Source organism: Chryseobacterium sp. DT-167, from assembly GCF_058310155.1.
On record NZ_JBZEEQ010000020.1, the window covers coordinates 21772 to 38750 of the forward strand.

At 32.5% G+C, this 16979-nt stretch carries 12 protein-coding genes; all 12 read right to left on the minus strand.

All coding sequences use genetic code 11. The annotated features are described in order from the left end of the window. Positions 1 to 16: 16 nt before the first annotated feature. A complete protein-coding gene (locus tag AC4FQ5_RS19120) occupies positions 17 to 784 on the minus strand; it encodes a phosphatase PAP2 family protein (protein WP_491145961.1) in 768 nt (255 codons plus the stop codon). A 7-nt stretch (positions 785 to 791) separates the two neighbouring features. Beyond that, positions 792 to 1961, minus strand: coding sequence for a DUF3570 domain-containing protein (locus tag AC4FQ5_RS19125; protein WP_491145962.1), 1170 nt, complete (start codon positions 1959 to 1961; stop codon positions 792 to 794). Between the two features lie 30 nt (positions 1962 to 1991). Next, a complete protein-coding gene (locus AC4FQ5_RS19130) occupies positions 1992 to 2219 on the minus strand; it encodes a DUF4266 domain-containing protein (RefSeq protein ID WP_491145964.1) in 228 nt (75 codons plus the stop codon). A 44-nt stretch (positions 2220 to 2263) separates the two neighbouring features. Then, the gene (locus tag AC4FQ5_RS19135) at positions 2264 to 3190 is read right to left on the minus strand and encodes an FAD:protein FMN transferase (RefSeq protein ID WP_491145981.1); all 927 of its coding nucleotides are present in this window, start codon (positions 3188 to 3190) and stop codon (positions 2264 to 2266) included. A 10-nt stretch (positions 3191 to 3200) separates the two neighbouring features. Then, entirely contained in the window at positions 3201 to 3644 is a 444-nt protein-coding gene (locus tag AC4FQ5_RS19140; protein WP_491145966.1) for a thioredoxin family protein, read from the minus strand. A gap of 121 nt (positions 3645 to 3765) precedes the next feature. Then, the gene (locus AC4FQ5_RS19145; protein ID WP_491145968.1) at positions 3766 to 4065 is read right to left on the minus strand and encodes a hypothetical protein; all 300 of its coding nucleotides are present in this window, start codon (positions 4063 to 4065) and stop codon (positions 3766 to 3768) included. A gap of 140 nt (positions 4066 to 4205) precedes the next feature. Beyond that, positions 4206 to 6716, minus strand: coding sequence for a cation-translocating P-type ATPase (locus AC4FQ5_RS19150; protein ID WP_491145969.1), 2511 nt, complete (start codon positions 6714 to 6716; stop codon positions 4206 to 4208). Between the two features lie 701 nt (positions 6717 to 7417). Next, positions 7418 to 7765 (minus strand): hypothetical protein, encoded by a 348-nt coding sequence (locus AC4FQ5_RS19155; protein WP_491145971.1) that lies wholly within the window; start codon positions 7763 to 7765, stop codon positions 7418 to 7420. A 7-nt stretch (positions 7766 to 7772) separates the two neighbouring features. Next, positions 7773 to 8126 (minus strand): hypothetical protein, encoded by a 354-nt coding sequence (locus AC4FQ5_RS19160; RefSeq protein ID WP_491145973.1) that lies wholly within the window; start codon positions 8124 to 8126, stop codon positions 7773 to 7775. A 1-nt stretch (position 8127) separates the two neighbouring features. Next, entirely contained in the window at positions 8128 to 11625 is a 3498-nt protein-coding gene (locus AC4FQ5_RS19165; RefSeq protein ID WP_491145975.1) for a DUF6443 domain-containing protein, read from the minus strand. A gap of 6 nt (positions 11626 to 11631) precedes the next feature. Further along, on the minus strand, positions 11632 to 15261 hold the full coding sequence (locus AC4FQ5_RS19170; protein WP_491145976.1) for a DUF5977 domain-containing protein: 3630 nt from the start codon (positions 15259 to 15261) through the stop codon (positions 11632 to 11634). Positions 15262 to 15264: 3 nt separating this feature from the next. Then, positions 15265 to 16698: a T9SS type A sorting domain-containing protein gene (locus tag AC4FQ5_RS19175; RefSeq protein ID WP_491145978.1), complete on the minus strand. Its 1434-nt coding sequence runs from the start codon at positions 16696 to 16698 to the stop codon at positions 15265 to 15267. Positions 16699 to 16979 lie beyond the last annotated feature (281 nt).

Consider the following 16979-nt stretch of genomic DNA (forward strand, 5'->3'; position numbering starts at 1 on the left):
ATCATATTGGTACCTATTAAAAATTTAAAACAAATCCAACTCCGAAGTTTTTAGGCTCGGCAACCGGATAAATTAATGTGAAATTTTTAGAATCCTTTTTATTGAATGTTTTATTAATGGCAGGAAATAACCAATACGCCAATTCTGTACTTAAGATTCCAAATCCGGCTCCTGCGAAAACATCACCAACCCAATGTTTGTCGTTCAATGTTCTGTAAATTCCGGTGAATATAGCAATTGGATAACCGGAAAGTGACAACCATAGGTTTTCATCTTTATATTCCCTGAAAAGAAAATGTGCTGATGAAAAAGCGGTTGCTGTATGACCGGAAGGAAAAGAAAGGAAATTTGAACCATCGGGACGCTCTTCTTTTATGATGTGTTTCAATGGCAACACAAATGCTGCAGAAATCATTTGAGAAGTTCCGTAAATAATTGTTCTTTCTTTGAAATTATGCTTTCCTTTTATTCCTGCGAGATTATAACCATACACCATCACAGCGGGTAAATATTGGGTGTAATTATCAAACCTAATTTGTCGTGGCTGATGTTCTCCAATTTCATATTTAGTTGATTTGTTAAGATTCTTTACTGCATCTGATGTCAAACTGACTACACCATAACCAATAAAAACAGTCGGAACAATTAATTTTTTATAAGAAGGTTTATAAGCTTTGTCATCATACTCTACAGTTGTAGAGGTAATTATTGTAGAATCTCTAATTTGTCCGTTACAAAAATTTGAAATGATCAAAACAGTTAAAGTTACGACTGTTAGTTTCATCAATGATTTATTTAAATCTTAAATTTAACGAAATGATATCCGACTGCATTCCAACAGATTTTGTATAATGACCATATCTGATTTCCAGCATATTAAGACGTTCGATTCCAAATAAACCATTCTTTGGACTGAATCTTATTCCAGCTCCGTAAAAATGACTGTCAAATTTTGAAAGATCATAATTGCTTGTGTAAAAATCATCAAAAGCTGTGTGCTGTTGATAAGGCGCAAAATATTTAGCCGCTGTCTGAGAATAATATCTGTAAAAAGGACTCACCGAAATAAATGGTGAAATTTTCACAGGTGTTTCCAAACTGAATGTGTTAGATTTTAATCCCCAATCATCAGTATAATAACGGTAATATGCTCTTACAATAAATTTATCCCCTAAAAAATAATTGGCGCGCACTCCCAAAGGAATTTTAAACCTTTTGTCCGGTAAAGCTTCCTGATGAACAGAATTATCGTTAAAATAAACACGATGGAAAGGTAAACTCAAATACCCTGTCTGTTGAATACCATCTGCCAAAAACTCAACCTGAAAATTCTGATTGATAATTTGTGAATAGGAGAGCGATAACGCAAAAGTATTTCTGCCGCTTGTTCCGTTATTGTCTGCGGTTCGCAGTTCTATTGGAGCAATCAGTTTTACCTGATCTAAATAAGCTTGAAATTTTGCTGTAAACTCTCCCATCTTGTCGGGTGTTTTTTTCGCAAAACCAATATTGGCACCATAAGACTGGTAATCATATTCTGAAGAAAACGAAACGCCCGCCATTAAAGTAGTTCCTTTATTTTCGTTTTCACGGCTCCAGTTCAATGTTGGATAAATTCTGTTATCTGAACGAGATGCTGATGAATTGGCTTTCAGGTCGACCATATCGGAAGATGCGGAAGTGTAATGATCGATTCCGACACTGAAATCGAATTTATTTTTTCTTAGTTTTTTATCGTATTTCACCATTGTAACATCAATGGTATTGGAGATGTCAGTCAACTTTTCCGAGCCGATTCCTCCTGTTACCGCTGAATTATTTCCGTCTTGTTTATAATAGCTTGATACAAGATTAATCTCATCCAGACTTAGTTTTTTAGAAGGTTCACTATTCGTATTTTCCTGTGCCTGAACATTGAAGAATCCAAAAAGAGTGATAATGCTAATAATTACTTTTTTCATTTTAATTTCAAGTTTTTAGTAATTATCATTTTAATTGCATCCGCAACCTCCGCCAACTTTTCCGGCATTGGCTCCCGAGGAACCTTCTCTGTAAGATTGGAAACTTAGTTCGGTTTTTTCTATGGTTCTGTTTCCGAGAACCATTTCAGCATCGTTTAATTTGTTTTTTTCGTATTCTTTTACGGTTGTACAGGATTGTACAGAAGCAATTGTTACTAAAAAGCAAATTGCTATTGTTATTTTTATGAAATTTTTCATTTGATTAAAATTTGTTTTTTAAAATTTAAAATCCAGTCTTGGATTCATTTTAAATTGATGTTCTGAGATGAATAAATTTTATCCCGATCATCAATGATGATGCATTCCAGATGATTGATCTGATTCACCATATTGAGCGCAGAATCGATTCCCATAATACTTACGGGAGTTGCCATAGCATCGGCAATTTCTGCATTGGGACAAAAAATCGTAACACTTTTTATACCTGAAACAGGCATTCCCGTTTTCGGGTTGATGGTGTGAGAATATTTTTTACCGTTGATGACAACAAATTTTTCATAATTTCCTGAAGTTGCGACTGCCATATCGGTGATGTTCATGTAAGAAAACGGCTGTTTTGCATTATCGGGATCGGCAATTCCGACCGTCCACGGTTTTCCGTCAGCCTGATTTCCCCAGGTCGTCAAATCGCCGGAAGCATTTACGATTCCCGAAACGACGCCTCTTTTCTGGAGAAGTCTTTTTGCCATTTCTGCTGCATACCCTTTTCCAATTCCTCCGAAACCGATCCTCATTCCTTTTTCTTTCAGAAATACGGTCTGGTTTTCACGATTTAATAGGATATTTTTATAATTGACTAATTTTAAATGCTCTTTAATCAATTCAGGATCAGGAAGCTTTTTCATTTCCCGGTCGAAATTCCAGAAACTTTTGTCGATTCCACCATAAGAAATGTCAAAATATCCGTCTGTAATATTGCTGATTCTCAGACTTCTTTCAATTAAATCAAACACTTCCAGATCAACTTTTACAGGTTGTATTCCTGCATTTTGATTGATGAGGCTGGTCTGACTTTCTTCATTGAAAGTCGTCAGTAATTTTTCAATTCTCCGGATTTCGTCAATGGCAGCGTCAATATGATGTTGCGCTCTCTTTTCATCATGATGAACAACGGTAATTTCAAAAGCATTCCCCATTAATTTCTGGGGTCTTTTGAACTCTCTTAACATCATTTTCTTGCTATTTTTGATTTTCTTTGATTTCTCTGATCTCCCTGCTGAAAGCCAAAGCATTTTCAGAAGGAAGACCTTCCCAGCTTTTCAGTATTTTTCCTTCAGAATTCAATAAAAGGGTATAAGGAAACAGTCCTTTTTGATTATACTGATCTGCAAGCGAAGCGTTCTCTTTTTTTAATTCGGGAGAAAGCTGATTCTTCTTGTTTCTCGGAAAATCTGCGTTGATGTAGACAATTATATTTTCGGTTTCCAACTTTTTGAAATCTTCAGTTTCGATGATGTTTTTATGAAGTTTAATGCACGGAATGCACCAATCTGAACCGGAAAAATTGAGCAAAATCAGTTCTTTGTTTTCTGTTGCCTGTTTTTTTGCATTCTCAAAACGGTTTTGAGCTTGTGCCATAATTGAAAGCATAACCATTGCTAGGCTTAAAAGTAATGTTCTCATTATCTAAAATTTTATAATGATTTGTATTGATATAGGGAAATGTGTAAAGCTGGTCATCAACTTTATAAAGAAGTCATCGTTTAATCAGATCATGATTAAATGTGATGATATATAATTATGATTAAGAATATCTTGGTGGCTCCCAGACAGAATTTATAAAACCTTTATAGCAAAAGTTTTCGTCATAAGAAGGAATTTTGTGAGATCTGATCTGTCTGAAACTTTCATTTTTAATTTCAAAACGGAATCCCTGCTCAATAGTAAAAAACAATGCAAGAGGTGCCGAATGAATAATGAAAGGTAATTTTTGGTCTTTGCTGTAATCTCCGTCTTTAGCCGGATGATCATAATGCGTTTTCAGAAATGCGGTGAGAGACATTTCTGGATTCAAAGCTTTGTGCTCACAATAATGCTCTATCAAATCGGGGATTTTCAATAGCTGATATAACTCGGTTGTGGAAACCAAATATAAAGATAACAACAATATTGAAATCAACTTTTTCACTTAATCAAAATTATGAATTCTTTCATTAAGAATGATTTTAAATTATTATGTATCAATTATTTTTTATTGAGACTTCTTCTCACATATTTATAGATCTCAAACCATAAAACAGAAACCGCTGCGATGAAAACAGTCATCCCCAATTCGCTTATACTGAGTGCTGTTACTTTAAAGAATAGAGAAATTGGTTTTACATATAATATGACTAAAAGCATCATCAGTACCAAAGCGGAAATACCGATGAGTAAAGGATTACGGTTTCTGAAACTTTCCAACACACTATAAAAGAATGACCGATTGACAAAGCTCAGTAATATATTGGCAAAGATTAATGTACTGAATACCGTTGCCCTCGTCTTTTCTTCATCACCTCCGTTTTCAACAGCAAACTGATAGGCAAACAAAACTCCGAGAGTGATTACCACGCCCTGAATAATACTGATTCCCAATTCTTTTAAACTTAAAAAGGTATCTCCCATAGCTCTTGGGGGCTGTTTCATTGTGTTTTTTTCCATGGGTTCATTCTCATAAACAATGGAACAGGTCGGTCCCATGACCAGCTCGAGGAAAATAACGTGAACCGGAGTAAATATGTGAGGAAATATCCATCCTAAAAACAGAGGTAAAGAAACCGTGAGTATAATAGGAATATGAATGGAAATAATATACTGAATCGCTTTTTTTATATTGGTATAAATTCTTCTTCCTGCAGCAATTCCAACAATTAGTTTTTCTAAATCATCATTTGTAATAACCAGTGCGGCAGCTGATTTGGCAATTTCGGTTCCTTTATTTCCCATTGCGACGCCAATGTGGGAAGCTTTCAACGCAGGACCGTCGTTTACACCATCTCCAAGCATCGCTACCACTTCACCTTTCTTTTTCAAGGCATTTACAACCGCAAGCTTGGCATCAGGAAACATTCTGGTAAACAAAACCGTATTCTCCGAGATCTGCATCAACTCTTCTTCAGAACGACCTATAATATCACTGCCATTGATTGCAGTAGCCTCATTTTTAATTCCTGCCTGAAGCGCAATCGCATTCGTTGTATCTGCATTATCGCCTGTAATGACTTTTACCTTGATCCCGGCTTCATAAATACTTTGAAATACCTCTTTTATTCCTTTTTTGGGAGGGTCATAAAAAACGGTCAGCCCTAAAAATTCAAAATCAAAATCCTGTTGGTTCTTTGGAAAACTGTTTCCTTCAAAATGGGACTTCGCAACTCCCAAAACACGATAACCTTGCTGTCCAAATATTTTTATAATATCTCTTATCTTATTTTTTTCGGTCTCTGAAAGTCTGGAAACACTTAAAATAGCTTCGGGAGCTCCTTTCGCTGCAATGATTCTGTCTTTATTTGTATTTTCAAAAAGATGAGTCATCATAGGTGGTTTCCCTTCAAGCGGATATTCGTGAAACATCTGATACTCTTTTCTGACATCATTCTTTTGAGTTTCCTCATACGTTTTGTGCAGAGTGATTTCCATAGGGTCAAAAGGAACTGGCTCACTGCTCCACATCGCATAATCAATCAGTTCACTTAAATTATCATTTTTAAATTCCTTTTCTTCATAAATCCTGTCAGAATGGAAGTCATACAAATGCTGAAGCTTCATCGAATTTTCGGTAATGGTCCCTGTTTTATCAGTACAAATAACCGTCGTACTTCCCAGAGTTTCCACAATACTGCTCCGTTTGATGATAATTCCTTCACGCATCAGTTTCCACGCCCCCAAAGCCATAAAAGTTGTAAAGGCCACAGGAATTTCTTCGGGAAGTACAGACATTGCTAACGTTAATCCACTAAGAAGGCTCGTAACCAGATCTCCGGTTTTAATATAACTGAAGATGCAAACCATCAAAAAAATAACAATACCGATAACTGCCATCCATTTTACAAACTTCCGGATCTGGATCTGCAATGGCGAAATTTCTTCTTTTATATTCAGTATTGATTCTCCAATTTTACCGACACGTGTTTCTTTTCCTATTTTTTGTACTTTAAAAACAGCCAACCCCGAAACCGTCACAGTTCCACTATAAACAAGGTTATCCTCAGATTTGCTATCTTTAAAAACTGAAAAACTTTCACCGGTAAGCGAAGATTCATTCACAGAAAAATCATTACTGTGTACAATTATTCCATCAGCATTTATAATTCTACCCTCCTTGGTGATGCATAAATCACCTACCACAATCTCATGTGTCGGAATTTCTACTGCCTCTGAGTTTCTGATAACTGTACTTAAAGGTTCGTTGAGTTTCTCAAGTTCTTCCAACGCTTTTTTACTGCGATTGTCTTGGTAAAAAGAAATAGCCGTCACCGCCACAATAGCTACAAACATGAAAGCTGCTTCACCATAGTCTCCTACAATCACATAAATAATTGAAATAATGATAAGCAAAATCAGCATCGGTTCTTTTAAAATACCAATAAGCAAATCAAACCATGTATTCTTACGACTATCCTCCAACCGATTATATCCATATTGCAGTCTGGCAGCTTCCATTTCATCGTTTGTAAGACCTCTAAGACCTTCATCAGGCAAGTTGTAAGACATATCAAATAAATAGGTTATCTAAAAATAAGCAATTATTTATATACAAATTGAATTTCCATGCCTGACCAGTATCAGGTTTCATCATGATGAATATCATAGTGTCTTCTACAAAGTTTTTGGAATTATGATTGATAAATAAGCTGTAATGAAGGTCAAATGAGGTTCACAATTATCGTGAGCCGGCAAATTTCAAAGTTATCTTAGAAAAATCCAACCAGCAAAGGTTGGAAGAAAACCATAATTTTGCTGTAAAATTGGCATAGTACGAAAAATCTAAAGATCTTAAACCTCTTCCCTCCTATTTTGAATAATCGAATTAATATTATCAATGAACATTTTCTCTTTTGAAACCATCTGAAAAAATCAGACGTTCAAATATTTTTTTGCTTCAAATTTTTTCTTAAAAGAATCATTTAAATTCTGCATCAAACCATTCGAAAATCCGAATAGCTTGATACAGAATTATTTACATCACTTCATGTTTTGTAACTATCTTCTTTTCAATGACTTCATTATTTCTATAAAATCTCATTTTTATGACTTGGTGAAAAAAGGGAGCCCTTTACTCTCGTTTTTATAAATTAAAATTCAATAGTATTGAAAGTCAATTGATTAAATTTTCAAAATCGAATATCACTAAATTTTAAACACTACCAATCTTACCAACAACTTCCACTAAATAAATGGTTATTGTTTATGGTTTATGGTTTATTTTTTAATTTTTTATAAAAGGAAAGTTTTCCTAAATTATTTTTTCTATAAATAAAATATTCATCAGAATTCCTTGCTTTATAAACAGAATCTCCTACTTTCAGATCATTGATATTTGGTGCGTAAAACCAAAATTTATAATTGAATTCATTTTTGCCAATTAACCTAATGGTCTTGGAATTTTCAAATTTCCGATTGGATTTAATTTCTTCAACTACTCCATTTAATTCTGATTTATAAAACTTTTGTTGTTTATTAGAATTCCAAAGAACAATAAATAAGATACCAATTGTGACGATTATAAATATAATTATTATATTTCTTTTGTTCAATTCCATATCAGATTTAAGGTATATTTTTTAATGTCTTATGAAAAACATATTTTCCAAACTTATCTTGTCTATATATTTGATATTCATTAGAATTTTTAGCCTTATAGATTGAATCACCTATCTTTAAATCTTCTTTATTCTCACTTCCTATATATATTACACATAAGGGATTAAACTTTTCTTCTCCTTCAAATTTTATTTCTATATAACCTTCTCCTCTTCCTACATATCTAAAAGATTCAACTTTTCCATTTAACTCAGAAATATACATTTCTTTTGATCTATTGTGTTTGATAATAAAAAAAACAATTAGAATGCTTAATATCAACACAAAAAAAACAATAAAATTACGTTTGTTTAACTCCATATTAGTATGATCCTTTTCCTGTTACTGCTCCTGTATAATCAGCTATTCTTATTTTTCCATCAAAACCAACGCCAACTCTTGTATTAGAAAGCGTTACACCAACTCCGACAGAACCTTTAGCTCCTGCAGCAACTCCAACGGAACGTGTAACCCATCGATCTCCAACAAATGGATTTTTGGGATCAAAAGAGACTGCAACCTTACCAACAACCCCCACTACATCGACAAGAGAACCACTTAAATATGCTTCTGTACCTACAACTGAATTTAAGCTCATATCAGAAACTTTACCTGTAAATGTACTGCTAAAGAAAGATAAATCTCCTTCGCCTCCCGCTCCTAATGCAGCTCCAATACTTAAATTATTTCCCGGATCAAAATAAATCCCAGCATCTTTTCCTCTTGTAATTACTTCAAGTCCCATGCTTGTTCCAATTTCAGCTCCACCACCAACTGAACCGCTTTGAACAATTCCAAATCTATCAGGAACTAAAAATCTTGCTAAAGGACTGTTCCACCAGTTGGCTTTTGTCATTGTTACTCCCTGAATCTGATGTGATCTACCATCTGCGATTGCTTTTCCACCTCCGCTAGCAGAATCATCATACACATAACCATCTGCTGCATAATTCAAATTTCCTTCTTTATGCGTTTCTCCTACATAAGTACCAGCTATTCCTAATCTAGTTAAATCGCCTTGTCCATTAACATTTTCATTAAAGACCATATCTTCATTTTCATCTTGATACCATCCCAGATTCATTCCATTTGGATCTATAAAAAAAATAGGATTATTTCCACCATAATTATATGGTGACATATTACTATATCTTTCTGCTAAAGGGTCAATAGCATTCCATCTTCCTAAATCTGGCATATACATTCTTGCACCATAATCATACATTCCGGTTTCCTGTAATTCCTTACCATTATATTTATCATTATATGGAATATTAAAATCTGAGAGATTATTAAAATTATTATAACCTTGATGCAATAATCCAAAAGGATAATAATTATTTTCTTTTAAAAGAAAAACTCCTCCACCGTCAGCAACACTATATGTAAATCTAATATTGCCCAGATGATCTTTGTAATCATATATATAAAGAGCCCTCTCAAAATCATAGGTTCCATCAGTGGTGGAAATTAATTTTAAATTGCCATTTATATATTGAAATTCGTCTAAATAATCGGTTGTGTTAGAACCATAACTTTTTCTCAATTTTGAACCGTCTGCCGCGTATAGATATATTGTGTTCCCTTGAACTGCCGTGATTTGTTTGGGTAAATTAAGATAATTATATGTAATTGAATTTATACCTTTATCTTTTTGGTTGATCATATTTCCATTTGCATCATAATCAATAATATTTCCTCCAATAGGATAACCGGAAGGGTTATTTTTATTATCGATGACCTTGATCAATTTATTAGAAATATTATTATTTGCATAATCGTATACCAATTCATCAATTTGCATTGCTATATTGGATCCTAAATTAGGGGCTTGAAATCTGTTGAGCGTTTTGATATTCCCACTGAGATCGTAAGTGACTTTTTCGTCATAGAAATGATTTTGACTTTCTGAAGTCAAAGATGGTGTTAGGTATATTCCTTCTGTAATCCTATTTAATGAATCATATTTATAAGCATATCTTCTATGAATACCATCTGAGACCGTTTTCCAATCTACTTCTGAAATATTTCCATTATATTTTGCAGTACCATATTGGCTGTCTTGAGGATTTTGGTATTTTAATCTCATTGCGAAAAAGTCTGAACCAAGACTATCAAGGTCATTAATTTCAGTTAACCATCCTCTTATATTATATTTAAAATCAATAGATTGTAAAGGATCTATACCTCCATCTGTCCTACCTGTTTTTTTATTCTTAACTTGGCCAACTTCATTATAAGAAAGAACTTTTAATGGCTCTTCAACCTGATTATTAACCTTATGTTTATGACTTATTAATCTATTTTGAGCGTCATATTCGAATGTCTCTTTTATTTTTATTTCTGCGTCGTTGGCTGCTCTTCTTTGATAGGTGTAAGATTCTTTAACAATTCCTGTAAAGTCTAATAATAACTCTTTTTTAGTATAGCCTCCAAGGTAATTAATGGAATGTGTTCCAATTATTCTATCCTTTCCATCGTACCATGAATAATTCTTTGTCCATTTATCATCATCAATATTTTTAACATATGAGGCTAATGCTAACCCTTTAGTCGATTTTGTATTTCCTGGTGCATCTTGTAAAACGTTTTGTTCAGGATTGATGATATAAGTGGGAACTGTAAGTCCAGGATGTAATGGTGGATATGTATCATAATAATTAACAGTAAGAATTGTCATACTTCCAGTTGGAAAAGCTTCTTTTGTATAGTAAACATCCATTCCGTTTAAATTAAATGGAGTTGTAGTTCTTTTTTCGTTATTAGCAGCATTTGCATTCATACTATTAATAGCAGTCTGCATAGAAATTCTTGAAGCTGTATTTGAAAAGAAGCCAGTATAAACAATTCTCCCAAATTGATCATATTTTGTAAATAACCATCCTTTTTTATTAAAAGTATTATTCGTACTTCCCAGAATTGCATCTTGAGTTAAAATAACCCTATCTTGTTTATCATAAACATAATATTCTACTCCCTTCCCCGGAATCTTTTTTTCAACTAATCTATTTTTATCATCATACTTATATTGATAATAGAGATTTTCTTTTGTTAATGTTTCTATTGTTGGAGCAGATGCAAGTGGTGGAATTACATACACGAGCTGATTATATTCATTATATACATAATAGGTATCTGCATTTTCAGTTGCACTAATCTCTTTTCGTATCAATATAGTTTGACCTTCCATATTCTTAAATTCAACACTTTTATTTCCATCTTCATCAATTAATACATTTTTGTACAGTTCATTAGATGGAAAAAAAGATGATAATTGAATTGATGATACAAACATTTTATTCGTTGCATCCCAGATTGTTGAAGTCGTATATTTTCGTACATTGTCTCCTGGAGTATTTGTGTTGTACTCAAATTTGACAGATTTATTTATTGAATTCCAATCTGTACCAACAGAGATCTTGTTTTTAACTCGATCTAATGGAGAATCTTCAAATATTTTTTCCGAAAAAATCTTTTCTGTTCCGTAGATTTCCGGTTGAGTAGCATTTGCTAATGGATCTAAATATATAGCTCCATTTTGGGTTCCAATCTGTGGAACTGGAAGAAATTCTTTTTTTTGCCTTCCGAATTGATCATACTCAATATTCTTAACAATATCTTTCTGAGATGGAGATGCTTTTATACTAATAATTTGTTTAGATCTACCCAACCCATCAAAATATTCAACAGTCTCTGTTTTTTTGGAACAATCCTGAGAAAGACACTTTTTTTTGTAGATATAATTTTCAGTATTAGTTAATTGAGCAAAAGATATAGTTACAAAAGATAATATACTAAATAATGTTATAATTCTTTTCATGGATTTTTAGTTTATTGGAAAATATATTTCGTAATTATAAGAAGTGTTATTTGGTAAAGCAGAGCTTGTTTGTGTTTTTAAAATAACATCACCATTGGTTTTAATTGTATAATATACTTGTCCATTGTAAGAAGAATAATCAGTTACTGGTTTACAATTGCCTGTAATAGTTGCAACTTTTACGCCTGATGTCCAAGGTAAATTAATTGAATTTGATCCCGATGAAAAACCAAAAGATACTTTAAAGTAAGAATTAGGGGTAACTGAAACACTTCCACCTCCCGCTATACCCAATGAAGAATTAAAATATAGAGGACAATTTATTGGTGTACAAATTCCGTTGATGTTAGTAATATTTTGTCCATTTATATTCATATCATCTTGTGCTTTTTGATCAGCATCTGCCTGACTTATCAAAGAATTATATTTATCCGCATTAACGATATAAGTATAAGTACTACCTATAGCATTTGGGCCACAATTTTTTGTGTATGTTTGACTCTTTTCAATATTAAAAAAACGCTTTGGACCGTAATTGTATGTGAAACTTTCTAAAGTATTGCCTTCAGAATCAAGAATTTTTTCTAACTTATTCGATTGATCATATTTATAGATTTTTCTTGCCCCTGAAGGATTAGTTATACTTGTAATACCTACAAGAGGATCATGCGTATAAGTTGTAACCATATAATTTGAAGGCTGATTCTTTCTAAAAACATCCAATGCTTCAATAAGAGCTTGCTCTGACGTATCATTAATATCCATATTCGATTTATCAACAATGTCAGCAATACTTCCTGAAATTTGACTGTAAGTAGCACCTCTAATTTCAGCAATAGGAAGAGTTTGATTATAGCCCCAAACAGTTGCGGTTGGTCTCTTTGATTTATCGGTCGATTGCAAAATATGACCTTTAGAATCATATTTATCAATACTCATTACTTTATCAATATCGCTATTTAAGTCAATACTATTAATTGAAGTATAAGAACCAACTTGCTGTAATTTTCCTGCTGTATCCACATTACTTCCATATTTTACAATCTTTTCATTAATTTTTATATTGTTTTTGAATGCTTCAGTTTTTACAACACTTAATGCTTTTTTCTGATCAATTAAACTTTGCATTTCCGTATTTTGAACACTATTAGATAATAAATCTTTAGGATAATAATATTTAATACTTGTGGCATTTGAACCTACTGTAACGGTAGCTCTTTTAACTATTGGCAATAATGCATCATATTCATAATTTTCCATCTTTTCTATTAGATTATTTGGAGAAGGAAATTCTTTTACTTTTTTTTCTGTCAAAGTATTTCTGTGAGATAGTAACTTTCCAGAAATAATATATCCTTTATAAATACTTTGCTGGGGCGTTAATGGAATATGTCTTCTTCTTTGTAGTACAACTTCAGAAAATGGTTCGTAGTTATATTTGAAAATTTCTTGACGTAAAATTTCATTATTAGAATTAAAAAATTCTTTTGATAAAATTTTACCGGTTCTAACATCAAAATTAATAGGTATGTCCAAAAATGGAAATGCTGTATTGCTTCCTAAGAAGTCAATAGTAGCATTAGATGGAAATTGCATTACAGGTAGTACACTTGGATATTCCTTTGGACTTGAATACTTATAATTTGTATATCCTTTACCTTCTTCTTCTTCTCTAACATTTGAGTATCCTACAAATGTGTTTTGTGTTTTATCCACACTAATTAAACTTCTTATCATTGTTAAAAAAGTTCCACCAATAAAATCTTGTTTTTGCTGGTGTGAAAGGTTATCATAATAGTTGTTATAATTATTAATTTCTGAGGTTATATATCCATAGGATGGAACATTATTGACGTAACCTGAAGTTAAATTATCAGACTCTTTGTATGTATACTTCAGCTTTCTAGTAGTATTTATATCAGATAATTCTTGTCTTAAAATTCTAAGTCCACCACCAAGTATTTCTTGATTATTAAGTCTAAATCTGTTTGGTTCATATTCTAATTTTGTAAATCCTCCTGTAGGATAAGTTATTTTTTTAAGCATACCTACTTTTAAATCATTTGCATCCGGGTATATGGATCGATTACCTCTTAAGGAAAAAATTGTTGCACCCGATAGTTCAACAGGAAGTACAGAAAAGTGCTTCAAATTTGTATTCATATAAAGGATAGGACGATCACCTCCATTTATATTCTTTTTATAATATCCATACCAATCGCTTTGATTGGTCGAATTACTATTTGGAAGAATTCCATCATTATAACTAAGAGTATATTTATTTACTACATTATTATTGGAGCCAACTTCTTCAATATAATCTAAAAATAACCTTTTATCAAACCCATCGGAAGCTGTATCGTTCATATAATTATAGTATAATATATATTCTTTAACAAGCTTATTATTAACATTATAAATCTGTACATTTGTTAAAGCGTAATCTCCTATAAGATCCTTTCGGGCATGATTATATTGAAATCTAATAATTGCTTCATCAGATACTATAGTTTTTAAACGTTTTGGAGATAAATGTACATTTGTTTCCTCTACATTATTATATTCAGGTGCTGGTATGTAATTTCCACCGTAGTTAGGTTGATCAAGAAAATATTTATATAGCATTTTTGAAGTTATATAAAAAGGTACGCTCTCATATATAAATTCAACTTTCTTATTAGTATTTACATTTTCAATTTTATTTAGATGCCATGCAGATACGTCCCATTGTAATTCTTGATGATTAACTCCCCCCCATGGTTCAGCACGGTAAAAACTATATGGGCTATTTAGATAGGAAATATCATAGTCATTAAAAGTATATTGGTAACCATTATTTGTAATATTAAAATCAAAATAATCTCGTACTTTCCTTCTATTAGCCGGAATCGTTTGAAAAAAAGCTGGAAAATTTGGAACATTGGGATAATTAATTGTAACATCTTTTATTCTACTACTAAATTTAGAATCGGTAGGCTCAATCTCAACAGGAGCAGTTGTTTCAGGTTTATCGGCAATATTTTCCAGAATCAATTCAGAATCAGGATAATAAAATTGGGTGATTAACCCTGGTACTGATGCAGTATAAATATCAGGTGAAATATCGATGTTATTTGGTCCCGCTTCCCCACTAACAGGGATTGTTGATACACATACATTTGTTTTTCTATATTTCCATCCTACTCTTAAAGGATGACCAATGGTTCCAGCACAATCCAATGGCATTCCTCCAGTTCCACCTGATCCATTAAAATACCTTGCAACGAAATGAAAATCATTAACTTCTTTTATACTTTTTCCGATATTTCCACCTGCATTTAAAACCCAACCTGTTCCAACCCTTGAAGCAACTGAATTTACTTGAATACCTTGAGTATTATATTCAAGGGAAATAGGAATTTTTAAATCATCTAACTTTAACTCAAAAAATGGAATTTCAATTTTTGCCTTACCTGCGTACAAATTTGTAGGGACAAAACTATATTCTTGAAATCGCGCAACAGAAGGTTCTTTAGCATCGCTAACCATCAAAGTATTTATATACCCATTAGGTGTTGGCATTGGCGGAGTTAGTTGTGCATTATACTGGTTTATTATTCCAAACAGTGATATTACTGATAAAAATTGTTTTTTCATCTTCTATTTCTTAATCAATTTTGCGTTAGCGGTTTTATTTGTGTCTGTTTTAATCGTGATTAGATATGCCCCTTGAACTAAAGATTGGGTATTCATCTTTGTTATTTTGTTTTTAGTTTTCAGATTTTGCAATTTTCTTCCACCCATATCATATAAAGCAATGTCTGCTTCCTTAAAATCAAATCCTATTTCGACATAGCAGTAATCAGAAACAGGGTTGGGATAAATCTTAATATCTAACTTCTCAATAAGTTGTTCAATTTGTTTATCCCCTAATTTTACAATCTTCCAGTTTTCTTTTCCTAGTTCTTCTGCACTGGTTCCTGCCAGCATAATCGAACCATCTCTGTTTAGCTTTATATCAGATAATCTTTCTTCTTTTTTTCTGGATTCTCCTTTTATATGTTTTCTCCACTGTTCATTACCATCCAAATTCAAATACAACATCCAAAATGTCTCATCATCGTTTTCAATTCTTCCTTCGGCCTGAGTGTAGCCGCCGAGTAAAATTCCTTTGGAATCTTTATCACCTGCTGATTTTATTACATTCATTCCCATCACAATATCCCTATTTTTGAAGTTGTAAGATTTTTGCCACAGTTCTTCACCTCGGTCATTTAAAGAAATTAACCAAATGTCAGTTCCTTCTTCAATTCCAGCCGTATTATTTCCCGATTTTTCCGAACGGCTTTCACCACCAATGATATATCCTGTAGAAGTCATTGCTAAAGTTCTTAAGTGATCATCACCTTTGCCTCCGAAGTTCTTTTCCCATTCTATCTTTCCTTCTTTATTCAGCTTTAAAATCCAGTAATCTCCTTCACCGAAATTTTCTGTTTTCTTTGATCCGCCAACGTTACTTCTTGAATACATTCCTAATAATGCACCTCCATCTAGTGTAGGAATCATTTTTTTTACTTCGTCCAAACCTTTGCCTCCTAAAAGTATTTGTGACAGTTCTTTTCCATTTTTATCTAATCTTATAATTAAAGCGTCTTTAGAACCAAATCCTTTAGTTGAACTCTGAACATTTCCTGCAACAAAAAATCCTAGATCCGTCGTTTGAATTACTGCTCTAGCTTCTTCATCTCGGTCTGATCCTATCGTTTTTTGCCATAATTCATCTCCGAACTCATTAATTCTAATAAGCCAAATATCCGATCCGCCTTTGGAATCATCTTTTTTATCGAGACCTTTTCCTGAGTACGAAGTTCCTGTTAAAAAAAATCCACCTTCCTGGGTAGCAACTGCTGCAGATAGAAAATCATGATTCAAGCCAGAAAAATATTTCTCCCATACCTCTTCGCCTTGTTGATTTAATTTCACCAAATGAAAATCATATCCATTATTCTGATTATCAGTTGATGTTTTTTTTGTTTGAATAGTACTTCCCGACACAAGGTATTGGTCATCAATTGTAGTGGTAATTTGGCTCAAAAAATCTTGATTCGAAGACTTAATATCTTTTTGCCAAATTACAACCTGTGCAGAAATGCTTATAAGAGTGCAAAAGGAAAATGCACTCAGATAGAATTTTCTCATATAGTAATTAATTAAATTTTAGCGCACAAATGTATATTAAAATTTAATTCTCTTTGATTTATTCATTTTATTGATTGTTGTGAAATATTGTGACTAAATTCAGTATATATATTGTTTTCTTTATGCTTATTTTTAATATAAATTATTATAAATAAATTAATTTTAATTAGATTTTA

Bases quoted from the DNA above. Each gene is read 5' to 3' on its own strand.
- AC4FQ5_RS19120 (WP_491145961.1), bottom strand. From the start codon at position 784: ATGAAACTAACAGTCGTAACTTTAACTGTTTTGATCATTTCAAATTTT.
- AC4FQ5_RS19125 (WP_491145962.1), bottom strand. From the start codon at position 1,961: ATGAAAAAAGTAATTATTAGCATTATCACTCTTTTTGGATTCTTCAAT.
- AC4FQ5_RS19130 (WP_491145964.1), bottom strand. From the start codon at position 2,219: ATGAAAAATTTCATAAAAATAACAATAGCAATTTGCTTTTTAGTAACA.
- AC4FQ5_RS19135 (WP_491145981.1), bottom strand. From the start codon at position 3,190: ATGTTAAGAGAGTTCAAAAGACCCCAGAAATTAATGGGGAATGCTTTT.
- AC4FQ5_RS19140 (WP_491145966.1), bottom strand. From the start codon at position 3,644: ATGAGAACATTACTTTTAAGCCTAGCAATGGTTATGCTTTCAATTATG.
- AC4FQ5_RS19150 (WP_491145969.1), bottom strand. From the start codon at position 6,716: ATGTCTTACAACTTGCCTGATGAAGGTCTTAGAGGTCTTACAAACGAT.
- AC4FQ5_RS19155 (WP_491145971.1), bottom strand. From the start codon at position 7,765: ATGGAATTGAACAAAAGAAATATAATAATTATATTTATAATCGTCACA.
- AC4FQ5_RS19160 (WP_491145973.1), bottom strand. From the start codon at position 8,126: ATGGAGTTAAACAAACGTAATTTTATTGTTTTTTTTGTGTTGATATTA.
- AC4FQ5_RS19165 (WP_491145975.1), bottom strand. From the start codon at position 11,625: ATGAAAAGAATTATAACATTATTTAGTATATTATCTTTTGTAACTATA.
- AC4FQ5_RS19170 (WP_491145976.1), bottom strand. From the start codon at position 15,261: ATGAAAAAACAATTTTTATCAGTAATATCACTGTTTGGAATAATAAAC.